Origin of the sequence: Sphingopyxis bauzanensis (genome assembly GCF_002205675.1) — a bacterium.
In the GTDB taxonomy this organism is placed as follows: domain Bacteria; phylum Pseudomonadota; class Alphaproteobacteria; order Sphingomonadales; family Sphingomonadaceae; genus Sphingopyxis; species Sphingopyxis bauzanensis.
The window spans coordinates 177,306-198,270 of the sequence record NZ_NISK01000004.1 but is presented as its reverse complement, the minus strand read 5'-3'; the positions used below and the strand labels follow the sequence as shown (position 1 = coordinate 198,270).

22 protein-coding genes are annotated in these 20,965 nt (G+C 64.7%); 17 read left to right on the top strand and 5 right to left on the bottom strand.

The features are described 5' to 3' along the window. Window positions 1-43: 43 nt before the first annotated feature. Entirely contained in the window at window positions 44-694 is a 651-nt protein-coding gene (locus CDQ92_RS16430) for a glutathione S-transferase family protein (RefSeq protein WP_088442671.1), read from the top strand. A gap of 4 nt (window positions 695-698) precedes the next feature. Next, on the top strand, window positions 699-881 hold the full coding sequence (locus CDQ92_RS16425; protein WP_088442669.1) for a hypothetical protein: 183 nt from the start codon (window positions 699-701) through the stop codon (window positions 879-881). Here the strand turns inward: CDQ92_RS16425 and CDQ92_RS16420 are convergent. Beyond that, window positions 859-1,830 carry a magnesium and cobalt transport protein CorA gene (locus CDQ92_RS16420; RefSeq protein ID WP_088442667.1) on the bottom strand — a complete coding sequence of 324 codons (972 nt, stop codon included), beginning with the start codon at window positions 1,828-1,830 and terminating at the stop codon, window positions 859-861. The genes CDQ92_RS16425 and CDQ92_RS16420 overlap by 23 nt on opposite strands. A 205-nt stretch (window positions 1,831-2,035) precedes the next feature. On the opposite strand from CDQ92_RS16420, the gene CDQ92_RS16415 reads away from it, so the two are divergent. The 7 genes from CDQ92_RS16415 to CDQ92_RS16385 all read left to right on the top strand — a co-directional run bounded on the left by CDQ92_RS16415 (window position 2,036) and on the right by CDQ92_RS16385 (window position 9,388). After that, window positions 2,036-2,413: a BlaI/MecI/CopY family transcriptional regulator gene (locus CDQ92_RS16415; RefSeq protein WP_088442665.1), complete on the top strand. Its 378-nt coding sequence runs from the start codon at window positions 2,036-2,038 to the stop codon at window positions 2,411-2,413. Next, window positions 2,410-4,125 carry a M56 family metallopeptidase gene (locus CDQ92_RS16410; RefSeq protein ID WP_088442663.1) on the top strand — a complete coding sequence of 572 codons (1,716 nt, stop codon included), beginning with the start codon at window positions 2,410-2,412 and terminating at the stop codon, window positions 4,123-4,125. The genes CDQ92_RS16415 and CDQ92_RS16410 overlap by 4 nt, the downstream gene beginning before the upstream one ends. A gap of 111 nt (window positions 4,126-4,236) precedes the next feature. Further along, entirely contained in the window at window positions 4,237-4,968 is a 732-nt protein-coding gene (locus CDQ92_RS16405; RefSeq protein WP_088442661.1) for a hypothetical protein, read from the top strand. Beyond that, window positions 4,965-7,058: a TonB-dependent receptor plug domain-containing protein gene (locus CDQ92_RS16400; RefSeq protein WP_229667392.1), complete on the top strand. Its 2,094-nt coding sequence runs from the start codon at window positions 4,965-4,967 to the stop codon at window positions 7,056-7,058. The genes CDQ92_RS16405 and CDQ92_RS16400 overlap by 4 nt, the downstream gene beginning before the upstream one ends. Before the next feature lie 119 nt (window positions 7,059-7,177). Then, window positions 7,178-7,552: a reverse transcriptase-like protein gene (locus CDQ92_RS16395; protein ID WP_088442659.1), complete on the top strand. Its 375-nt coding sequence runs from the start codon at window positions 7,178-7,180 to the stop codon at window positions 7,550-7,552. Between the two features lie 95 nt (window positions 7,553-7,647). Then, window positions 7,648-8,124 carry a hypothetical protein gene (locus tag CDQ92_RS16390; protein ID WP_088442657.1) on the top strand — a complete coding sequence of 159 codons (477 nt, stop codon included), beginning with the start codon at window positions 7,648-7,650 and terminating at the stop codon, window positions 8,122-8,124. A 223-nt stretch (window positions 8,125-8,347) separates the two neighbouring features. Further along, window positions 8,348-9,388 (top strand): rod shape-determining protein, encoded by a 1,041-nt coding sequence (locus CDQ92_RS16385; protein WP_088442655.1) that lies wholly within the window; start codon window positions 8,348-8,350, stop codon window positions 9,386-9,388. A 66-nt stretch (window positions 9,389-9,454) separates the two neighbouring features. On the opposite strand, the gene CDQ92_RS16380 is transcribed toward CDQ92_RS16385, so the two are convergent. From CDQ92_RS16380 to CDQ92_RS16365, 4 genes are all read right to left on the bottom strand, one after another. After that, window positions 9,455-10,486 (bottom strand): adenosine deaminase, encoded by a 1,032-nt coding sequence (locus CDQ92_RS16380; RefSeq protein ID WP_088442653.1) that lies wholly within the window; start codon window positions 10,484-10,486, stop codon window positions 9,455-9,457. After that, entirely contained in the window at window positions 10,479-11,054 is a 576-nt protein-coding gene (locus tag CDQ92_RS16375; protein ID WP_088442651.1) for a phosphoribosyltransferase, read from the bottom strand. The genes CDQ92_RS16380 and CDQ92_RS16375 overlap by 8 nt, the downstream gene beginning before the upstream one ends. A 297-nt stretch (window positions 11,055-11,351) precedes the next feature. Next, the gene (locus tag CDQ92_RS16370; protein WP_088442649.1) at window positions 11,352-11,885 is read right to left on the bottom strand and encodes an SRPBCC family protein; all 534 of its coding nucleotides are present in this window, start codon (window positions 11,883-11,885) and stop codon (window positions 11,352-11,354) included. Window positions 11,886-11,887: 2 nt separating this feature from the next. After that, on the bottom strand, window positions 11,888-12,265 hold the full coding sequence (locus CDQ92_RS16365; protein WP_088442647.1) for an ArsR/SmtB family transcription factor: 378 nt from the start codon (window positions 12,263-12,265) through the stop codon (window positions 11,888-11,890). A gap of 190 nt (window positions 12,266-12,455) precedes the next feature. Here CDQ92_RS16365 and CDQ92_RS16360 point away from each other — a divergent pair, with 190 nt between their 5' ends. The 8 genes from CDQ92_RS16360 to CDQ92_RS16325 all read left to right on the top strand — a co-directional run bounded on the left by CDQ92_RS16360 (window position 12,456) and on the right by CDQ92_RS16325 (window position 20,954). Beyond that, window positions 12,456-13,175, top strand: coding sequence for a peptidylprolyl isomerase (locus tag CDQ92_RS16360; protein WP_169714578.1), 720 nt, complete (start codon window positions 12,456-12,458; stop codon window positions 13,173-13,175). Between the two features lie 62 nt (window positions 13,176-13,237). Then, window positions 13,238-14,029, top strand: a complete 792-nt coding sequence (locus CDQ92_RS16355; RefSeq protein ID WP_088442645.1) for an outer membrane protein assembly factor BamD — start codon at window positions 13,238-13,240, stop codon at window positions 14,027-14,029. 47 nt (window positions 14,030-14,076) lie between these two features. Beyond that, entirely contained in the window at window positions 14,077-15,744 is a 1,668-nt protein-coding gene (gene recN / locus CDQ92_RS16350) for a DNA repair protein RecN (RefSeq protein ID WP_088442643.1), read from the top strand. Continuing rightward, the gene (locus tag CDQ92_RS16345) at window positions 15,741-16,403 is read left to right on the top strand and encodes a hypothetical protein (protein ID WP_088442641.1); all 663 of its coding nucleotides are present in this window, start codon (window positions 15,741-15,743) and stop codon (window positions 16,401-16,403) included. Before recN ends, CDQ92_RS16345 begins: the two co-directional genes overlap by 4 nt. 4 nt (window positions 16,404-16,407) lie before the next feature. Continuing rightward, window positions 16,408-17,094 carry a GNAT family N-acetyltransferase gene (locus CDQ92_RS16340; RefSeq protein WP_088442639.1) on the top strand — a complete coding sequence of 229 codons (687 nt, stop codon included), beginning with the start codon at window positions 16,408-16,410 and terminating at the stop codon, window positions 17,092-17,094. Then, window positions 17,091-17,492, top strand: a complete 402-nt coding sequence (locus CDQ92_RS16335; protein ID WP_308423617.1) for a putative quinol monooxygenase — start codon at window positions 17,091-17,093, stop codon at window positions 17,490-17,492. The genes CDQ92_RS16340 and CDQ92_RS16335 overlap by 4 nt, the downstream gene beginning before the upstream one ends. Continuing rightward, window positions 17,489-19,618 carry an NAD-dependent DNA ligase LigA gene (gene ligA, locus CDQ92_RS16330; protein WP_088442635.1) on the top strand — a complete coding sequence of 710 codons (2,130 nt, stop codon included), beginning with the start codon at window positions 17,489-17,491 and terminating at the stop codon, window positions 19,616-19,618. Before CDQ92_RS16335 ends, ligA begins: the two co-directional genes overlap by 4 nt. A gap of 166 nt (window positions 19,619-19,784) precedes the next feature. Then, on the top strand, window positions 19,785-20,954 hold the full coding sequence (locus CDQ92_RS16325; protein ID WP_088442633.1) for a sterol desaturase family protein: 1,170 nt from the start codon (window positions 19,785-19,787) through the stop codon (window positions 20,952-20,954). Window positions 20,955-20,965: the final 11 nt, after the last annotated feature.

Below are 20,965 nucleotides of genomic sequence, written 5' to 3'. Positions count from 1 at the left end.
CCTTTCGCTTATGCTGCGAGCGCAAGAATAGGAGCGTGGCGGGATGATTATTTACGGGTCTTTGGTGTCGCCGTTCGTGCGCAAATTGCTGGCGTATCTGGGCGAAAAGGGGATTGATTTCGAACTGAAGGGTGTCGGGATCGGCGATCCTGATCCAGGATTCCGCGCGGCGTCGCCGCTGGGCAAGATGCCGGCGATGGAGGACGACGGCTTCACCCTCGCCGATTCGAGCGCGATCATCCATTATCTGGAGGCCAAATATCCCGACCCGCCGCTGATCCCGACCGACGCGCAAGACCGCGGGCGGGTGATCTGGTGGGACGAGTTTGGTGACACGGTGCTGGCGGCTTGCGGCGGCAAGATGTTCTTCAACCGCATCGTCGCGCCGAAATTCCTCGGGCGCGAGGGCGATCTGGCGGCGGCAGCGCTGGCGGAGAGCGAGGAACTGCCCAAGCTACTGGCGTATCTGGAAAGCGCGGTCCCAGCGTCGGGGTATCTGGTCGGCGACCGGCTGACGCTGGCCGACCTGGCGGTCGCGTCGCCGCTGATGAACCTGCGCCATTGCGGATGCGGCGTCGATGCAGCCGCCTATCCCAAGGCCGCGGCGTGGAGCGAGGCGATCCTGTCGCGCCCGAGCATTGCGCCGTGGATTGCGAAGGAAGAGCGGATGATTGCCAAGGTAATGGCGAGCTGACGCCATGCGGACGCGGCAGAGCGTCTGCGCGCGCAAGGCGCGCTATGCGTCGGCCGCTGTGGCACTCGATGCGGCAAAGGTCGCCGGGCTGGCGCTACGGCCCTATCGCTGCGACCGCTGCTGGCAATTTCATCTGACCAGCCGGACAAAGGGCAAATGGATGCCTATAACCAGCCTATACTCTTGAAACGCCAGAAGATGAGCGCCGAGCCGCCGAAGATCAGGGTCAGCGCGAAGGGATAACCGAGCGCCCAGTCGAGTTCGGGCATGAAGTCGAAATTCATGCCGTAAATACCTGCGATGGCGGTCGGCACCGCGAGGATCGCGGCCCAGGCGGCGAGCTGACGGGTGATGACGCCCTGGCGTTGCTGTTCGAGCATGCCGTTGGTTTCGATCACCGATGCGGCGACATCGCGCAGGCCGGTGAGGCGGAATTCGGCGCGCTGGACATGGTCCCACACGTCGCGGAAAAAGGGGCGTACTGCGGGGTCGATGCACGGCAGGTCATCCTCTCCGGCGAGGCGCCCGGCGACGTCCTTCATCAATCCGGCGAGCCGCTGGAAGCGGATGACTTCGTGGCGCTGGGCATAAAGCTGGCGGATGGAGGCGGCGTCGAGCGGGGTGTCCATGACGCTGTCCTCGACCAGCAGCATGCGGTCCTCGATCGCGTCGATCAGCGGGAAATAGCCGTCGACGATGAAATCGAGGATCGCATAGAGGACGTAGTCGGGGCCGTGCGCGAGCTTGGCCGGCAAGGTTTCGAGCCGCGCGCGCACCTCACTGTGGGTGCGCGCCGAGCCGTGGCGGACGGTGACGATGAAATGGCGCCCGACAAAGATCGCGGTCTCGCCCGACTGGATCGTCCCCGCCCCCAGATTGCCCGTGCTGGCGATGATGAACAGCTGGTCGCCATAGACTTCGACTTTGGGCAGCTGTTTCGCCTTGGTCGCATCCTCGACAGCGAGTGGATGGAGGCCGAAGCGTTTGGCGATCCCTTCGAGTTCGCCGGGGGTTGGCTCGTAGAGCCCGAGCCAGAAGAAATCTCCCTCGGCGCAATCGTCAGGTAGCTCCTCATTGGGACCGATATCGCGGACGAGCCTGCCATCATGATAAACGCGGGCGGCCATAATCGGCATTGGCGGAAACTCCTTCTGGCTGGGCACAGGGGCCAGCGCCGCTATAATCGGGGCAGCGGGGAAGGGAAATCAATGTCGCGGGTTTGGGCATCGGCGCCAGTCGCGAGGCTGCGCCTGCCCGACTGTGTTATCCCAACAAAACCCTCTTGCCAAACCCGCGCTACAAATGTAGCACGCTACAAATGTAGCGCATGAGGTGAGTCGCATGTTGTCCAGTTTGCCGCCGCGGGAACGCGAGATTGTCGATATTCTCTATGAGCGCGGCGCGTCGACGGTGACCGAGATCGGCGAGGCGCTGTCCGACGAATTGTCGGGGTCGGCAATCCGCGCGATGCTCAAACGGCTGGAGGCGAAGGGTTTCGTCGTGCGCGAAGCGTCGGAGAACGGCTTTGTCTATGCGCCGAGTGTGTCGGACAAGACCGCGCGGAAATCGGCGTTGAGCCAGGTGGTGCGGGTGTTTTTCAACGGATCGGCGACGAGCGCCGCCGCGGCGTTGCTCGGCATGCAGGATGAGATGAGCGCGGACGAACTCGACGAGCTGGAAAAGCTGATCGGGCAGGCGCGCGAAGGGAGAGCGAAATGATGATCACCACGGCCTTGCTGATCGGGCTCGCTTGGAAATCGGCGCTGATCGCCGGACTGACGCTGGGATTGCTGCGGTTGGCGCGGACGCGTTCGGCGGGCGAGCGATCGCTGGTCGCCCATGTCGGCCTGCTCGCGCTGCTCGTGCTGCCGGTTGCTTCGCTGGTGCTGCCGCAGTGGCAGCCGCTGCCCGCAAGCTGGGTTGCCGAGGAGGCGCCGAAGGCCGCCGCCATCACCGATACAGGGGGATCGGCGGTCGATCCGAACGTTGCCGCGGCTTCAGTCCCTGCCGTGGCCGACACCGCCGGATCGCCGCCGATCAGCCTGTCGGAGGGGGCCGACCTTGCCCCCTTTCTCTATCTTGTCCCGCTCGCGCTGCTGTTTGGAGTGATGCTGCTCGCGGTGCTGCGGTTGTTCGCGATGCGCGGGCGTGCCGAGGTGCTGGTCGAAGGATCGTGGTTGTCGGCGCTGGCCGAGGCGCAGCGGCGGATGGGGTTCAAACATGGCACCGCATTGCTGGTCAGCGACGAATTGCGCTCACCGATCAGCTGGGGTCTGCTGCGCTCGACGATCGTGCTGAGCCCGAAAGCGGTGCAGGCGGTTGGTGAGGCCGAGGCGATTATTGCGCATGAACTGGCGCATATTGCGCGGCTCGACTGGGCGAAGCTGCTCGCGTCGCGCGTCGCTTGCGCGGTCTTCTGGTTCAATCCCCTGGTATGGATGCTCGCGCGCGAGAGCCATCAATTGCGCGAGGAAGCCGCCGACGATGCAGTGCTGATGGCCGATATCGACGGTCCCGATTATGCGACATTGCTTGTGGGTGCGGCGCGGCATGACAATAAGGCGGCGCTGATGGCGGCGCACGGCGTCGCGCCGTCGAAGAATAGCCTGAAGCGCCGGATCACCCGTGTCCTCGATGCCAGCCTGAAGCGCGGGCCGGCGAGCGCGAGCTGGGTGTTGATGAGCCTGGTCGTGCTGGCGGGGGTGACCGCGCCGCTCGCAGCCTTCTCGGCCACCGCGGCGGAAGAGAAGATGACCGCGAAAGCGGCGCCGGCCGCCGCCATTGCCGCGCAAAAGTCGGCGATCGCGTCAGCCCGGTCGGCGACGGCAACCAAAGCGCAAGGGCAAGCGGCGGATGACGTCGCCGCCACATCGACGACCCGGCAGCTGAGCGCCGAGCAGTTGATCAGCCTGCGCGCGGTCGGGGTGACCGCCGAATATGCCGCCGAGATGCGCGCCGAGGGTGCGTCAATGGATGCGGACAAGCTGATGTCAGCGCGGGCGAGCGGGGTCGATCCGGCCTATATCCGGTCGATGCGGCAAATCTTCCCGGGGGTCGATATCGACGAATTGATCGGCGCGTCGGCACTGCACATCGAGCCCAACTTTGCCCGCGACATGAAATCGCACTTCCCCGACATCGGCATCGACGACGTTGTCGCATTGCGCGCGATGGGGGTCGACTGCGACTTCGTCACTGACATGCAAAAGGCGGGCGTGAAGATGCGCAGTGCCGATGACGCGATCGAACTGCGCGCCACCGGGATGTTCCGTCCGGCCGCAAAGCCGAAACCCGCGGCCGCGAGGTCGCAGCATGGCGCGGCGGTCCGCATCGGCCCCGGTGGGGTGATGGAAGCGCGCAGCGGCGATGGCCGCGTCGCGCGAATCGAGTTTACCGAACCACCGGAACCGCCGGTGCCGCCGACGAACTGACGTTCGGACGCTCGTCCAAGCCTGAATATCGTTGATCGAACCATAGTTTCGAAACGCCGCTGCGGGGGCGAGCGATGACGCTCGTCCGGCGCCGGCACCAGGAGTGACTTCATGAAAACCCCCATGATCGCCGCGGCCGCCGCGCTGCTGACCGTTATTGCCTGCGCCGCGCCGAGCAATGCTGCCGACCCGTTGGTGATGACCGATATCGAATGGAAGGCGACCCCGGGCAAAAACCAGCCGCATTTTCGGGTGAGCCACAAGAGATCGAGCAGCGCTCTGTCGCTCGATAGCGCCCGCGCCGCGCTGGCGCCGGCCCGCACCGCGCTACGGGGCGATGCCGGGCCGGTGGCGTTCACCGTGGTACATGAGACGGGAACGCTCGCCTGCACCGGAACGCTGATGCGTGCGCTCGAAGGGACGGGCCGCTGCCGCTTCACGTCCGACCCCGCGTTCGAGGCGGCGCTGGCGGCGCGCGGGCTGGCGCCCGAGCGGCGCAGCGACGTGCTGGCGATGCTGCTGGTCGATGCGACGGTCGCGTTGGCCGACGGGCTGACCGATGCGGGGGTGAAGCCCGATGACGCCGACGATCTGATTTCGGCGGCAGCGCTGGAGGTGACGCCGGCCTATGTCCGCGAGTTGCAATCCGAAGCGCTGGTGCTGACCGACGTCGAGGACGTGATCGCGTGCAAGGCGCTCGGCGTCGACGGCGCCTATGTGCGCGGGCTGGCGGCAGCGGGGTATCGCAAGCTGAGCGCCGATGATGTCGTCGGAATGAAAGCACTGGGGGTCACCGGCGAGTACGCCGTGGCGATGAACCGCGCGACGCAGGGAAGCGAATGATGCGGCTGATCAGCCTTTTCGCGCTTTCCGCCGCGATCGCGCTACCGGCGCTGGCGCAGGAATCGCCGGCCACCGGTGAAGCGCCGCTGCCAGCTGCGACTGAGGGTGCGGCAAGCGGCAACAGCGCCGGGCGGCAAGTCTTTACTCCCGCCGATTTTGCCCGCTATGCGCCGACAAACGCCTATGACATGCTCAATCAAGTCCCCGGCTTTTCGATCCGCGACAATGAAAATCTGCGCGGGTTGGGGCAGGCGACGGGCAATGTGTTGTTCAACGGCGAACGCCCGTCGAACAAGGGCGACACGATGTATACCCAATTGTCGCGCATCCCCGCGGGCAATGTCGAGCGGATCGAGATCGTCGACGGCGCGACGCTGGACATTCCGGGATTGTCGGGGCAGGTCGCCAATATTGTCTATCGTGCCGCCGCCGTTTCGGGGCAGTTTTCGTGGAAACCCGAATTTCGCGCCCATTATACCGACCCGCTGCTGACCCGCGGCGATGTGTCGGTTCGCGGGCGGTCGGGCAAAATCGAATATGAGGCAGCGCTGAGCAACGACGATTCGGCGCGCAGCGGCGCGGGCGGGCCGACGCTGATCAGCGATGGCGCGGGCAATATCATCGAGCGCCGTGAGGATAGCTGGAACACCCATTATGACACCCCGAAACTGTCGGGCCGGATCACTTGGGATCCCGCGGGCGATAGCGTCGCCAATCTGGGCGGGCATTATCAGCGCAAATATGACCGCTATTATGAGGATGGCGTCCGGGTCTCGCCCGGCCAGCCCGACCGGGCGCGGACCTTTTACGAAGATGCCGACAGCTGGAACTACGAGATCAGCGGCGATTACCAGTTCCGCGCTGGACCAGGCAAGCTGAAGCTGATCGGGCTGCGGCGGTTCAGCCACGAGCCCTACAAGCAGGAAACGGTCACGACGCCAGTAGGCGGCATCGCGACGGGTGACCGCTTCGCGCAGACCGGCGATCTGGGTGAAACGATCGGGCGCGGCGAATATCAGTGGAAGATGCTTGGCGGCGACTGGCAGCTGTCGGGTGAGGCGGCGTTCAACACCTTAGACAATGTCGCGTCGATCGCTGTGCTCGACCCGAGCGGCGTGTTCGTCGACCAGCCATTCGCGGGCGGCACTGGCGGGGTCAGCGAGGATCGCTACGAAGGGCTGCTGAGCTTTGGCCGCAAGCTGACCGACAAGCTGAATTTCCAGATCATCGCCGGCGCCGAACATTCGACGATTACCCAGACCGGGATGAACGGGCTGACGCGGAGCTTTTTCCGGCCGAAGGGGTCACTCTCGCTGGCCTGGACCCCGTCGGCCAATTTCGATGTTTCCTTCAAATTGCGTCGCCGGGTGCTGCAACTGTCCTTCTATGATTTTTTGGCGCGCGCTTTCCTGAACGACGGCAACCAGAATGAGAGCAACAACGACCTGCGCCCGCAGCAGGACTGGAGCTATGAGGCCGAGATCAACAGGAAGTTCGGTGCGTGGGGGTCGACCAAGCTGATCCTGATCTATCGCGACGTCGAGGACCGCGTCGATGTCGTGCCGGTCGGCGCCAATGGCGAAGCGGTTGGCAACATCGCAAAGGCGAAAGCGGGGGCGATCGACTGGACTGCGACGATCAACCTCGATCCCGCGGGGATCAAGGGGATGAAGGTCGAAACGCGCGCGTTGCTCCAGAAATCGTCGCTGCGCGATCCGTTTACCGGCGAGAAGCGGCAGTGGAGCGGCTTCACCGACACGGTGATCGAGGCGAGTGTGCGCCACGATATTGCAGGCAGCGAATGGGCGTGGGGCCTTGGCGGCAACTATGCCCACTACCAGCCCGGTTATCGCCGCAGCCAGGTCGACAAGCTCTGGGAAGGGCCGGTGTTCGCCAATGTCTATGCCGAGCACAAGAATGTGAAGGGCCTGACGGTCCGCGCCACCATTCGCAACATCGCCAATGCGCGATCGAAGCGTGACCGCGTCGTTTACACCGGACTACGCGGCGAAAGTCCGATTGCCTTTGTCGAAGCGCGCAATCGGATGATCGGGCCGATTTTCTCGCTTTCGGTGCGTGGAACGTTTTGATCTGCGCAACTCTGCTCCACGGCGAAAGCCGGAGTCCAGGACGCAAAGGCACGGCGTCGGTCATGTGACGCCCTGGCCTCTGGCTTTCGCCGGGGAACGGGATCGGGCATAGCGGCACTATGAAGCCCCGCCGGACCAAAATCTATTTCGATGGCGGATGCCGCCCCAACCCCGGCGCGATGGAGATTGCCGTGGTGATCGGTGGGGTCGCGACCATCGACCACGAGGCGGGGACGGGCAGCAGCATGGATGCCGAATGGCTGGCGCTGATCGCGGCGCTGCGGCTGGCGCAGGCGCGTGGGATCACCGATTTTGTCCTGCTCGGCGACGCGGCGGCGGTGGTGGCGCAGGCCAATGGTGAAATGGCGGCGCGCGGTCGTGCAAGCGCGCATTTGGAAAGCTTTCGGGTGCTGGTAGGCGCCAGTCCAGCGCCGCGCGTGCGGCATATCAAGCGTACCCAGAATCTGGCGGGAATTGCGCTGGCACGCCGCTGACGGCAACGAGGTTGTTCGTCGGGTTGCAAGTCTGTACTAGTCCTTGCAGAGAGTGGCGCAGCTATCTCCATGCAATATAACGAAAGACCGGTGCGTTGAAACCGACCCATCCCTTGCCCGTCCACCACAGCTGGCCGCTGTACGAGCGCGAACGCTATTTCGAGCTGGGGCAGCTGCACGGGGCCGGCACGCTCGATGCCGTGGCCGACATGACCGACCTAGTCGCGCATGGCCGATCGGTGCGTGCGCAGGCGGGCTGGTGGGAATGCGACCTCGAAAACAACAACCGGCTGAGCTGGTCGAGCGAAGTCTATGATATTTTCAGCTTGCCGCGCGGGGCCGCAGTGACGCGTGAGGAAACCGTCGCGCTGTACGAAGATGGGTCGCGCGCGGCGATGGAAAAGTTGCGCGCCTATGCGATCAAACACCGCCGCGGATTTACGCTCGATGTCGAAATCCGACCTCCCAGCGAGGCGCCGCGCTGGATGCGCCTGATTGCCGAGCCGCTGTGCGTAGATGACAAGATCGTCAAATTACAGGGCCTGAAATTTGTTGTTCCGGAACGCGAGTAACGAAGCGCGCGCTGTCGATGAATGGCGGCTCCAGACGGCGAACCGTTCGTTAGCGGCGGTAAATGACGCCTCTGGCTCGACCGGGCCTGATAAACCAACGGTCTGCGCCACCGCCGTTGACGCGATTTAACCATCGTCACAAGCCGAAATCCAAGGGTGTTGCGGGCGTCGATCACGCGCGTCCCCGATTCTCCATCAGCATGACTAGGGGCGTTCGGCGCATATGAAATTCTTTAATCGGTTCGGTTCGGCCGCGCACGACATGGCCATCGATCTGGGTACCGTCAACACCGTCGTCTATGTCCGCGATAAGGGCATCGTCCTGAACGAACCCTCGGTCGTCGCGCTGGAAACGCGCGACGGGGTACGGCGCGTTAAGGTCGTCGGCAACGAGGCCAAGCTGATGATGGGCAAGACGCCGAGCAACATCCAGGCAATCCGTCCGCTGCGCGACGGGGTGATCGCCGACATCGACGTCGCCGAACAGATGATCAAGCATTTTATCGACAAGGCGCTCGGCGGGCCGAGCCGCCTGCGCCAGCGCAGCAACGTCGTGATTTGTGTGCCGTCGGGATCGACGATGGTCGAACGCCGCGCGATCCGCGACGCCGCGTCGAACGCTGGCGCAGTTTCGGTACAACTGATCGAGGAATCGCTCGCCGCCGCGATCGGCGCCGGGTTACAGGTCACCGCGCCGATGGGCGCCATGGTGGTCGACATCGGCGGCGGCACGACCGAGGTCGCGATCCTGTCGCTCGGCGGCATCGCCTACAGCAATTCGGTGCGGGTTGGCGGCGACAAGATGGACGAGATGATTTCGTCCTACATTCGCCGCAAACATAATCTGATGATCGGCGAAATGACCGCCGAACGCGTCAAGCTGGCGATTGGCTGCGCAGTGGCGCCCGAGGGCGACGGCATGATCATCGGCGTCAAGGGGCGCGACCTGGTCAACGGCCGCCCGTCGGAGGTCCAGGTGTCGGAGGCCGAGATCGCCGAGGCGCTGGCCGAGCCGGTCGGACAGATCGTTGCGTCGGTACGCGCCGCGCTGGAACAGACGCCGCCCGAATTGTCTGCGGACATTATTGACGAGGGGATCACGCTGACCGGCGGCGGCGCGCTCCTGCGCCGCATGGACGTCGCGATCGCCGAGGCGACGGGATTGTCCGTGCGGGTGGCGGAAAATGCGCTGATTTGCGTCGCGATGGGCGCCGGGTTGGCGTTTGAGGACCGGACCTATCATGGGGTGCTGATCGCGGCGTGAGTTTCAGTTGAGCGGGTGACCGGTAATAGTGGGTGCGGTCACCCCCTATCGTCGCCCCTGCGACGGTTAGCGCTGCGTGTAAGCGTCGATCGTCGCGAGCTGCTTTGCCTTAGCGGCATCGTCCAAAAAAGAGCCGGTGAAGCTGTTCCGGGCAAGGGTGAGCAGCTCGGCTTTCGACAGGTCGAGCGCGTCGGCGACAGCCTGGTAGTTGGCGTTGACATACCCTCCGAAATAGCTGGGATCGTCGCTGTTCACCGTGGCGTGAAGCCTTGCGCTCAGCATGATTTTCAGCGGATGCGCCGCCATGTCGTCGACGACGCACAGCTTCAGGTTCGACAGCGGACAGACGGTGAGCGTCATGCCCGCAGCGGCGAGGCGCGCGACGAGGGCAGGGTCTTCGAGGCTGCGGTTGCCATGGTCGATGCGGTCGACTTTGAGCAGATCGAGCGCTTCATAGACATAGGCCGGCGGGCCTTCCTCGCCGGCGTGCGCGACGATTTTCAGGTCGAGGCTGCGGGCGCGGGCAAAGACGCGCTCGAACTTGGACGGCGGGTGGCCGACTTCGGAGCTGTCGAGGCCGACGCCGTCGATGCGGCCCAGATACGGCAGGGCTTCGTCGAGCGTTGCGTCGGCTTCGGCTTCGCTGAGGTGGCGGAGGAAACACATGATGAGTTTCGAGGTGATGCCATAGCGCGCTAGCGCATCATCAAGTGCGCGGCTGATGCCGAGGACCACGGTCGCGAACGCGATGCCGCGTTCGGTATGCCCTTGGGGATCGAAGAAGATTTCGACGTGGCGCACCGCGTCGGCGTGCGCGCGGGCGAGATAGGCGGTGGTGAGGTCGAAGAAATCCTGCTCGGTGTGGAGGACGCCCATCCCCTGATAATAAATGTCGAGGAAATCCTGGAGGTTCGAGAAGGCGTAGGCGGCGCGGACCTCTTCGACATTGGCGAATGGGATTGCGACATTGTTGCGCTGCGCCAGCTCGAACATCAGTTCGGGTTCGAGCGAGCCTTCGATATGCAGGTGCAGCTCGGCCTTGGGTAGCGCGGCGATGAAGGTAGCGCGGTCGTCGGCCGAGGCGAAACCATCATGCATCGCCGGTGCCTTCTTCGCGCAGGATGATCACCGCCTCGGGCTTGTGCTCGCGGATCTCGTCGATCGTCAGCCCGTCGATTTCGTGCGGGAAAATTAGCCACTGGTCGGTTTCATGGACGAAGAAATCGGGGCGCAGGTCGGTGACGTTGCGCCCGGGCTTGAACCAGACAGTCGCGATGCGGATGTCGCGCGGCATATTGTGGCGGCAGCGCGCCTTCAATTCGGCGATGAAGGCGCGGATGCTGCGGCCGCTGTCGAACACATCATCGATGATCAGCAGCCGATCGTCGGGATCGAGCGTGTCGATCAGATAACCGAGCGCAAACACCTTTACCTCGGGATCCTGTCGGTCAATGCCGTGATAGGACGAAGTGCGGATCGCGATGTGATCGCAATGCTGGCCATGATAATCGAGCAATTCCTGCACCGCGATACCGACCGGCGCCCCACCGCGCCAGATGCCGACGAGGTGGGTCGGTTTGAAACCGCTGTCGATCACCTGCATGCCCAGCCGCAGCGAATCGGCAAGAAGGTCGTTGGCGCTGATGAAGATTTTGTCCGCGGGCATGCGGAAGGGGTAATCGGGTGCGGGGGGGATCGCAAGTTGATGGGTGGATGGGGCGTTGCGGTAGGAAGCTGCCGAAGCCGATCCTCCTTGTGGCGAAACGATGGAGAGCGGGACCGTCGCCGCAGGCGATGGTGGAGGGGCGGCGACGTTGCGCCATGGCCCCTCCGTCAGCGGCTAGGCCGCTGCCACCTCCCCATGGCTTCGCCAAAGGGAGGATAAACGGCTAGAACCGGTCGCCGCCAGAAGTCGGTAAGGGGCCACTCGCGCCGCCCCCACCGTCCTTTCGCAATGGCTCGATCAGCCCTTTAGCCGAGCCGCATATTCACCGCGCAGGCGCACAAAATTGTCCCAGTGCGGCGTGGGTGAGGTACCGCGCAGCGTTGCCTCCAGCACATCGACATGCGAATGCCAGCCGGCGCTGACGTTCAGCAGCACCGTGGCATCGGCGACGCGGCGGTGGGTGATGGTCAGCAACACATGGGCACCCTGCTCGCGCAGCGTGAAGGTCACGCCGCCGGTGCTGCCCCAGCTGATCGCCAGCCGGTGCGGGGCGTCGAATTCGAGGACTTCGCACGTCATGCGATGCTCTTCGTCCATGCCGTCGGGGCGAGTGCCGGGCGGGTCGGTCAGTTCGTCGTTGCGCCAGACCAGGTCGACCGGGGCGCCGACCCGTTGCTCCATCGCGCCCGCAGCGAGCCACTGGCGGCGCAGATCGCTGTTGACAAGATACGACCAGATGCGGTCGATCGGCCCGGGCAGCAGGCGTTCGAGCGTTAGGGTCGCGTCCTCGCTGACCACGCCATATTTGTCGGCCGTCGTCATGAAATTCATCGTCATTCTCCTTCTTTTCTGGGGAGGGTTGGCTTGGGGGGCGGCGGTGCGGCGTCGTCGGCGCGCAGCAGCTGTTCGAGGGTATCGAGGCGGTCGGTCCAGAAGCGGCGATAGACGCCGAGCCACTCGTCGGCGGACATCAGCGGAGCGGGGTCGAGGCTACAGACATGCGTGCGACCGCGGATGTCGCGACGGATCAGTCCCGCAGCTTCAAGCACCTTGATATGTTTCGAGGCCGCCGCCAGCGACATCGCGAAGGGCTGGGCGAGCTCGCCCACCGTGCGTTCTCCGGCGGCAAGGTCGCCGAGCATGGTGCGCCGCGTGGCGTCGCCAAGGGCGTGGAAGATAGTGTCGAGTGCGTGCGAATCATGTTCAACCATGTGGTTTAATATGATCCATCGGCGAATATTGTCAACCTTATGGTTGAATTATTTTCTCGGGCGTCGCGTTGCAACGACCCGCAAGGTTGGCATCGAACGTGTGGAACTGGTTCGCTTTGGTGGCACCTGGCAATGGCGTGCCGAAAATTCCGGCTTTCTTGGGCGTAAGGAGCGGGTCATAAGCAGAGCCATGCTGACCCTGATCCTCTCGCTCGCCCTGGCAGCCCAGGCCGCTCCGGCCTCGCCGCCCACTACCCCCTCGCCACCGCGGCCGCGACCGACCTTTGCGCCACCACCACCACCCCCGCCGCTGCCGGTGCCACCCGATGCCGCGACGACCGACCCGCGCCCGCATGTCGCGCTGGTTACTGACCTGGGCACGATCGTGGTGCGGCTGGAAAACGAGCGGGCGCCGGTGACGGCGGCCAATTTCCTGCGTTATGTCGATGCCAAGCAGATGGACGGGTTCAAATTTTATCGCTCGACCAAAAGCTGGGGGCCCGGCAATCAGCTGATCCAGGCGGGCAATCGCGGCGATGCGCGCAGGAATTTTCCGCCGATCGCGCACGAGCCGACGAAGGCGAGCGGGCTGACCAATTGCAAGGGCGCATTGTCGATGGCGCGGCTGAACCCCGGCGATGCGACGACCGATTTTTTCCTGCTGCTCTCCGATATCAAGGGGTTCGACAGCGATTCGCCGGGCGGTGACGGTGCAGGCTTTGCGGTGTTTGGCGAATTGGTTGCGGGCACCGCGGTAGCTGAGGCGATCTTCAATGCGCCCGTCTCGCCGACCGCGGGGCAGGGCGTGATGGTCGGCCAGATGCTCGAGCCGCAGGTGACGATCAAGACCGCGCGCCGCGTTCCCGCGCCCGCGGATGCGCCCAAGGGGTGTGTGGTGAAGGCGCCGTAAATCTGCGCTGAGCCGTCCATCATTTATTTTGCGTTCATCCCCGCTGTGGCTATACCGCGCGCATGACTCAGCGTTTTCCCTCGCGCGCCATGACGCGCCTGCTCGCCGCCGCCCTGATTATCACGCCGCTCGCGGCTTGCGCCGGCGGTGGCGGGTCAAAGCCCGATACGCGCTATGTCGCGCGCGACGTCAACACACTGTACCGCGCGGCGCAGGACCGGCTCGATCGCCAGCAATATGGCATTGCGGCGGCGCTGTTCGACGAGGTCGAGCGCCAGCATCCCTATTCGCCCTGGGCGCGCCGCGCGCAGCTGATGAGCTCGTTCAGTTACTATATGGACCGCGAATATACCCCGGCGATCGAAGCCGCGCAGCGGTTCCTGGCGATCCATCCGGGCAACAAGGATGCGCCCTATGCTTATTATCTGATCGGTCTCAGCTATTATGAGCAGATCAGCGACGTCACTCGCGACCAGAAAATCACCCAGCAGGCGTCCAACGCGCTCGGTGAAGTGATCCGCCGCTATCCCGACAGCCGCTATGCGTCGGACGCGCGGCTAAAGGTCGATCTGGTGCAGGACCATCTGGCGGGCAAGGAAATGGAAATCGGCCGCTTCTATCAGCGCAGCTCGAACTGGCTGGCGGCATCGATCCGTTTCCGCGAGGTGGTCGACAAATATCAAACGACGAGCCATGCGCCCGAAGCGCTTTACCGCCTGACGGAATCCTATCTCGCGCTGGGCATTCCCGTCGAAGCGAAGAAGTCGGCCGCGGTGCTGGGTGCCAACTATCCGGGTAACGAATGGTATGACCGCGCCTACAAGCTGATGCAGAAGCACGCGCCGAGCGTCTGATCGCGCCGGGAATAGATTCTGCCTTTGTTCTGCGGTAAGGACGGCTCGTGCTAACCGCTTTATCCATCGCCAATATCGTTCTGATCGAACGGCTCGACCTTGATTTCGCGGCCGGATTGGGTGTGCTCACCGGCGAGACAGGAGCGGGCAAGTCGATCCTGCTCGACGCGCTGGGGCTCGCGCTGGGTGCGCGCGCCGACAGCGCATTGGTGCGGCAGGGTAGCGGGCAGGCGCAGGTGACCGCGAGTTTTGACGCGCCGGTGGCGGGTACACCGCTCGCCGCGCTGCTCGCCGGCAACGAGATCGCGCTGGAGCCGGGCGAGCCGCTGCTGGTGCGCCGCACGCTCAAGGCCGACGGCGGCAGCCGCGCGTTCCTGAATGACCAGCCCTGTTCGGCGGCGCTGCTGCGCGAGGTTGGTGGGCATCTGGTCGAGATCCATGGTCAGCACGACGATCGCGGGTTGCTCGCGCCGGCGGGGCATCGCGCTTTGCTCGACGCCTTTGCGCGCGCCGACACGGGCGCAGTGGCAGCGGCGCATATGGCGTGGCGCGGCGCCGAAACAAAGCTGGCGGCGGCGCGCAGCGCGCTCGATGAGGCGACGCGCGACCGCGAATGGCTGGAACATTGCGTCGCCGAACTGCAGGCGCTCAGCCCGCAGCCTGGCGAGGATACCGAGCTGTCCGAAGCGCGCGCGGCGATGCAGAAGGGCGAAAAGATCGCGGGCGATTTGGGCACGATCCTGGAGGCGTTCGAGGGCAGCGACAGCGGTCCGGCGCTGTTGCGCGGCGCGGCGCGGCGGCTCGACCGGGTCGCGGGCGATCACCCGCTGCTTGCCGAAGCGCTCGCCGGGCTCGATCGGGCGATTATCGAGGCCGACGAGGCCGAGACGCGGCTGCGCGAAGCCGCGCGGGCGATGGAATATGACCCCGAACGGCTTGACGCGACCGAGACGCGCCTGTTCGAACTGCGGGCGATGGCGCGCAAGCACAATGTCCAGCCCGACGAGCTCACGAAGCTCAGCGGCACGCTCGCGGCCCGGCTCGATGCGATCGAGGGCGGCAGCGCCGGGCTCGCGAAGCTGGAGGCCGCAGTGGCGGAAACCGCCGCCGCCTACACCCATACTGCGAGCGCGCTGTCGGACCTGCGCACCAAGGCCGCGGCGCGGCTCGATGCCGCGGTGGCGGGCGAACTGGTGCCGCTGAAGCTCGACGCGGCGCGGTTCCAGACGCTTGTCGAGCGCTTGCCCGCCGAACGCTGGGGGCCGGATGGCATCGACCGCGTCGAATATCTGATTTCGACCAACCCCGGCGCGCCCTTTGCGCCGCTGGCGAAGATCGCGTCGGGGGGCGAATTGTCGCGCTTCATCCTCGCGCTCAAGGTCGCGCTCGCCGAAGAGGGTGGAGCAGACACGATCATCTTTGACGAAATCGACCGCGGCGTGGGCGGCGCGGTCGCGTCGGCGATCGGCGAGCGGCTGGCAAGGCTGGCGGGCGCGGGCAAGCAATTGCTGGCGGTGACGCACAGCCCCCAGGTCGCGGCTAAGGGCGTAGGGCATTTCGTCATCGCCAAGTCGAGCGAGGGCGTGGTGACGCGCACGAGCGTTCACGTGCTTGACGAAGCGGGCCGCCGCGAGGAAATCGCGCGGATGCTGTCGGGCGCCGAGGTGACCGCCGAAGCGCGGGCGCAGGCGGAAAGGCTGCTGGAGACGATATGACCGACGACCGGAGACAGGATTACCGCGAACAGGGTTATCTTGCGTTGCCGGGGTTTGTCCCGGCCGATGTGACGCACGCCTTCCTCGCGACGCTGAAATCCGACCTGATTCGCGGCGGGGTGTCGTTCGACGCGCTGAAACGAGGCTCTGCGTTGCTCAAGACCGAGGCGGTCGAGGTGTATGGCCAGCAATATCCGCCGATGGCGACGTTCCTGTGGGGGATGACTCCCGCGATCAGCACGCTGGTCGGCCATGACCTGCGCCCGACCTATTGCTATTTCCGTATGTACCGCGCGGGCGATATCTGCCGTGTCCATTCGGATCGCCACGCGTGCGAACATAGCTTGTCGCTGCTGCTTGCGGCGAGCGACGATAAGGCCTGGCCGCTCGAGGTCGGGTCGCAGCATATCGAAACACCGCGCGAACGTGCCGATGCCGATTTTGGCGACGAAGCCTATGGGTCGGTGCCCATGCTGGCCGGCGATGCGGTGCTGTATCAGGGCGTTCACCGCCTGCACGGGCGGATGATGCCCAATCCCAACCGCTGGTCGGCGCATCTGTTCCTGCACTGGGTCGATCCCGCCGGACCTTATGCGGCGCAGGCGTTCGAGGGGATGCAGATCCCCGCGACCGAGGCGCTGGCGATGGAAGGGCGCTGAGCCCATGACCGCGCACCCGCTCGACCGGCCAGTGTGGAGCATGCTCACCGGACGGCAGGCGCATCTGGCGGAGGGGGATGCGCGCGCGCTGCGGCTCGACCGCGGTTATGGCGTGTTTGGGGTCGCCGCCGATACTGGCGCCGAGGCGCAGGCCGCGCTCGCGGCGCTGATTCCCCAAGGTAAGGACTTGTGGATCGTCGAGGGCGAGCGCTGGCCGGTGCCCGCCGGGGTGCGCGAGGTGAAGCGTGCGGTGCTGACGCAGATGGTCGCCGAAGGGGCGCCGCCGACGGCGCGCGACGGCGAACCCGCGATCATCGGTCTGGGCGAGGCGGATGCGCCGGAGATGGCGGCGCTGGCCGACCACGCCAAGCCCGGGCCATGGGGGCCTAAAACGCATCGCTATGGGCCGTTCTTCGGGATTTGCGACGATGATGGCCGCCTGCTCGCGATGGCAGGGCAGCGGATGCTGATGCCCGGCATGGCCGAAGTGAGCGGGGTCTCGACCTGGGCCGATTGCCGCGGCCGCGGCTATGCCCGGTCGCTGATCGGCCATGTGATGCGCGACATGGTGGCGCGCGGCGAACAGCCGTTTTTACACAGCTATGCCGACAACGCCGGGGCGATCGCGCTGTATGAATCGCTGGGCTTTCGTATCCGGCGTGCGGTGCATGTGCTGGTCATTGCGGAATGATGGATCGGCGTGCGCATCTGGCCGGGTTGCTGGCGATGGCGGCGATGGTGCTGCCTGCGCGGCAATCGCAAGCAATGGAGGATGTTATGGCGGACAAGATCGTTCCCCAATATGGCGTGATCGGGCAGATGAACGCCAAGCCGGGTCAGCGTGCCGCGCTTGCCGCGATCTTGCAGGAAGGCACGGCGGACATGCCCGGAAACCTGGGTTATCTGGTCGGCAACGATATGGCGAATGCGGACGCCTTGTGGATCGTCGAATTCTGGACGGACAAGGATGCGCACGCGGCGTCGCTTGCCTTGCCGCAGGTACGAGCGGCGATCACCAAGGCGCGCCCGATCATCGCCGGCTTTGGCACTCGCGCCGAGTTTAAACCCCTGTTCGACGAGAGCGAATGACCGACATTTCAGACTTGACCGAGGCCGATGCTGCCAACGAACTGATGCGGCTGGCGAAGGCCATCGCGTATCACAACCGGCTGTATCATGCCGATGACAGTCCAGAGATTTCGGACGCGGATTATGACGCGCTGGTGCGCCGCAACAATGCGCTGGAAGACGCTTTCCCGCACCTGATCCGCGCCGACAGCCCGAACAAGCTGGTGGGCGCCGCAGTCGAGGCGTCGCCGCTCGCCAAGGTCACCCACGCCCAGCGGATGATGAGCCTCGACAATGCGTTCGGCGACGAGGATGTCGCCGAATTTGTCGCGCGGGTGCGGCGGTTCCTGAACCTGTCCGAAGACGCCGCGGTTGCGCTGACCGCGGAGGACAAGATTGACGGGCTGTCCTGCTCGCTGCGCTATGAGCAGGGCGTGCTGGTGCAGGCGGCGACGCGCGGGGACGGGAATGTTGGCGAGGATGTGACGCCGAATGTCCGCACCATATCGGATGTACCGGAAAAGCTGGCCGGAAACGTGCCGGACGTGTTCGAAATCCGCGGCGAAATCTATATGGCCAAAGCGGATTTTGCTGCACTCAATGCTGCGCAGCAAAAAGCCGAGGCGAAGGTCTTTGCCAACCCGCGCAACGCTGCCGCCGGATCGCTGCGGCAGAAGGATGCGAGCGTCACCGCGGCGCGACCGCTGCGCTTTCTGGCGCATGGCTGGGGCGAGGTCAGCGAGGTGCCTGCGGCAACGCAACATGGCATGATGCGGTTGATCGAAAGCTGGGGGGTGCCGGTGTCGTCGCTGCTCGGTCGTTTCGACAGCGTGGCCGACGTGTTGGCGCATTATCGCGATATCGAGGCGCGGCGCGCCGAGCTGCCTTACGACATCGACGGCGTGGTCTATAAGGTCGATCGGCTCGACTGGCAGACGCGGCTGGGGTTCGTGGCGAAGGCGCCGCGCTGGGCCATCGCGCATAAGTTTCCCGCCGAACGCGCGCAGACGACGTTGGAGGCGATCGACATCCAGGTCGGGCGCACCGGCAAGCTAACCCCAGTCGGGCGGTTGACTCCGGTGACGGTTGGCGGGGTGGTGGTGTCGAACGTCACGTTGCACAACCGCGACGAGATTGGGCGGCTGGGCGTGCGCCCGGGCGATCGGGTGGTCGTGCAGCGCGCGGGCGATGTGATCCCGCAGTTGGTTGCGAATCTGACCCGCGATGAGGCACGCGACGCCTATGTCTTTCCCGATCATTGCCCGGTGTGCGGCAGCGAAGCGGTCGCCGAAGAGGGCGAGGTCGATGTGCGCTGCACCGGCGGGCTGATCTGCGCGGCGCAAAAGTTCGAGCGATTGCGTCATTTCGTCAGCCGCGGGGCGCTCGATATCGAGGGACTGGGCGAGAAAAGCATCGCCGAATTTCTGGAGCTCGGCTGGCTCGACAAGGGGCCGGCGGATATTTTCCGGCTGCATCGGCACCGCGACGAACTGCTGGCGCGCGAGGGGTGGAAGGAAAAGTCGGTCGACAATCTTTTCGCCGCGATCGAGGCGAAACGCGCGCCCGACGCGGCGCGACTGCTGTTCGGGCTGGGCATCCGTCACATCGGTGCGGTGACCGCGCGCGATCTGTTGAAAGGTGTGGGTGACATCACGCTGCTTCCCGCCAGGGCAACCGAGATCAACGCTTATGTCGAGGCAAACCCGCGCGGCGAGGGCGAATCCGACGGCAAATATGTGACGCGCAAGATGGAGGCGGTCAAGACGATCCTCGACGTCCGCGCCGACGGTATCGGCCCTGCGGTCGCCGAGGCGCTCGGCGATTTCTTCCACGAACCGCACAACCGCGCGCTGTGGGACGATTTATTCTCCGAGGTGTCGCCTCCGCCCTTTGTCGTCGAAACGCGCGCGAGCGAAGTGTCGGGGATGACGGTGGTGTTCACCGGCAAGCTGGAGACTATGAGCCGCGACGAGGCGAAGGCGCAGGCGGAGGCATTGGGCGCCAAGGCGGCGGGATCGGTGAGCGCGAAGACCGACCTGGTCGTCGCGGGGCCGGGGGCGGGGTCGAAGCTGAAGCAGGCGGCGGCGCTGGGAATACGGGTGATTGACGAGGCCGCGTGGGCGGCAATTGTCGTGGCGGCAGGGTAGGATGATCCTCCCCACTTGTGGGGAGGTGGCAAGCCGCAGGCTTGACGGTGGGGGTTTGCTTCATCAAGCCTCGCTTTCAGGACGAAAGCCCCCTCCACCATGCTTCGCATGGGCCCCTCCCCGCAAGCGGGGAGGATTTGGGCGGGGCAAATGGGGTGGGGACCATATGGCGAAACGCGACTATCTGAACCATCTGATGCGCGATCTGGAATCGCATACCGAGGTGCGGCGGTTCGGTAGCGGGTGGTTGTCAGGTTTTTTCGCCTTGCTGTTCGCGATCGTCGGGTTCGGGATGGTGATCGCGTTGCGCTTTCCCGACTGGTTTGCGACGCCCGAACTCGCAATCATCAAGGATTGGGGCGGGTTTCGCGGGGTGGTGCATCTGGTGCTGCTCGCGAGTTACGGGCTTGCGCTGCTCAGCCTGTTGCTCCGCCCCCGCAAGGTGCTGGGCGCGACTGCGCTTATCATCGCACTGGCCGCGACGCTGATCGGCGGCGCCAATGTCCAGCCCGCTGAGACGCGCAGCTGGGGGATTTTCTTCGGGCTCGACTTTTTTGTCGTCAATCTGCTGATCACCGGTTTCATGTTCGCGCCGCTCGAACGGCTGTTCCCGCATCGCCGCGCGCAGCGCCTGTTCCGCACCGAATGGCGCGAGGATCTATTCTATTACCTCGTCAGCACGATGTTTGTGCAGGTGCTGGGCTTCCTGGCGCTCGCGCCGTCGACGATCATCAATGAGAATACGTCGAACTGGCAGGCATTTCGCGCCGGGATCGCGTCGCTGCCCTGGCTCGTCCAGTTCGCGATCGTGCTCGTCGCGTCGGATCTCGCCCAATATTGGTATCACCGGTTGTTCCACAAAGTGCCGTTCCTGTGGGGGTTCCACGCGATCCACCACAGCGCGAAGTCGATGGACTGGCTGGCGGGATCGCGGATGCATTTTGTCGAGATCATCCTGCTGCGCTCGATCACCTCACTGCCGCTGTTCACTCTGGGTTTCAGCCCGTCGGTGATGCAGGCCTATATCGGCTTTGTGTACGTGTGGTCATCATTGCTCCACGCGAATGTCGGGGGAAATTTCAACCAGCTGGGCCACTGGATCGCGACGCCGCGTTTTCACCATTGGCACCATGGGCTGGAACGCGAGGCGTTTGATGTCAATTTTGCGATCCATTTCCCATGGCTCGACAAGATATTCGGGACGTTCCATCTGCCGAAGGACCGCTGGCCCGAGAATTACGGGATTCCCGAGGATGTGCCGAAACACTACTGGGGGCAGTTCCTGTATCCGTGGAAACGCACCGGCAAGAAGATCGACGAGACGCCGACAGAGTAAACACCGTCATT

Coding starts and splice junctions, on each gene's coding strand:
- CDQ92_RS16425 (WP_088442669.1), top strand. CDS start 699: ATGCGGACGCGGCAGAGCGTCTGCGCGCGCAAGGCGCGCTATGCGTCG.
- CDQ92_RS16405 (WP_088442661.1), top strand. CDS start 4,237: ATGAAAACCCCCATGATCGCCGCGGCCGCCGCGCTGCTGACCGTTATT.
- CDQ92_RS16430 (WP_088442671.1), top strand. CDS start 44: ATGATTATTTACGGGTCTTTGGTGTCGCCGTTCGTGCGCAAATTGCTG.
- ligA (WP_088442635.1), top strand. CDS start 17,489: ATGACCGACATTTCAGACTTGACCGAGGCCGATGCTGCCAACGAACTG.
- CDQ92_RS16400 (WP_229667392.1), top strand. CDS start 4,965: ATGATGCGGCTGATCAGCCTTTTCGCGCTTTCCGCCGCGATCGCGCTA.
- CDQ92_RS16385 (WP_088442655.1), top strand. CDS start 8,348: ATGAAATTCTTTAATCGGTTCGGTTCGGCCGCGCACGACATGGCCATC.
- CDQ92_RS16325 (WP_088442633.1), top strand. CDS start 19,785: ATGGCGAAACGCGACTATCTGAACCATCTGATGCGCGATCTGGAATCG.
- CDQ92_RS16360 (WP_169714578.1), top strand. CDS start 12,456: ATGCTGACCCTGATCCTCTCGCTCGCCCTGGCAGCCCAGGCCGCTCCG.
- CDQ92_RS16365 (WP_088442647.1), bottom strand. CDS start 12,265: ATGGTTGAACATGATTCGCACGCACTCGACACTATCTTCCACGCCCTT.
- CDQ92_RS16420 (WP_088442667.1), bottom strand. CDS start 1,830: ATGCCGATTATGGCCGCCCGCGTTTATCATGATGGCAGGCTCGTCCGC.
- CDQ92_RS16380 (WP_088442653.1), bottom strand. CDS start 10,486: ATGCATGATGGTTTCGCCTCGGCCGACGACCGCGCTACCTTCATCGCC.
- CDQ92_RS16370 (WP_088442649.1), bottom strand. CDS start 11,885: ATGAATTTCATGACGACGGCCGACAAATATGGCGTGGTCAGCGAGGAC.
- CDQ92_RS16395 (WP_088442659.1), top strand. CDS start 7,178: ATGAAGCCCCGCCGGACCAAAATCTATTTCGATGGCGGATGCCGCCCC.
- CDQ92_RS16335 (WP_308423617.1), top strand. CDS start 17,091: ATGATGGATCGGCGTGCGCATCTGGCCGGGTTGCTGGCGATGGCGGCG.
- CDQ92_RS16410 (WP_088442663.1), top strand. CDS start 2,410: ATGATGATCACCACGGCCTTGCTGATCGGGCTCGCTTGGAAATCGGCG.
- CDQ92_RS16375 (WP_088442651.1), bottom strand. CDS start 11,054: ATGCCCGCGGACAAAATCTTCATCAGCGCCAACGACCTTCTTGCCGAT.
- CDQ92_RS16340 (WP_088442639.1), top strand. CDS start 16,408: ATGACCGCGCACCCGCTCGACCGGCCAGTGTGGAGCATGCTCACCGGA.
- CDQ92_RS16415 (WP_088442665.1), top strand. CDS start 2,036: ATGTTGTCCAGTTTGCCGCCGCGGGAACGCGAGATTGTCGATATTCTC.
- CDQ92_RS16355 (WP_088442645.1), top strand. CDS start 13,238: ATGACTCAGCGTTTTCCCTCGCGCGCCATGACGCGCCTGCTCGCCGCC.
- CDQ92_RS16345 (WP_088442641.1), top strand. CDS start 15,741: ATGACCGACGACCGGAGACAGGATTACCGCGAACAGGGTTATCTTGCG.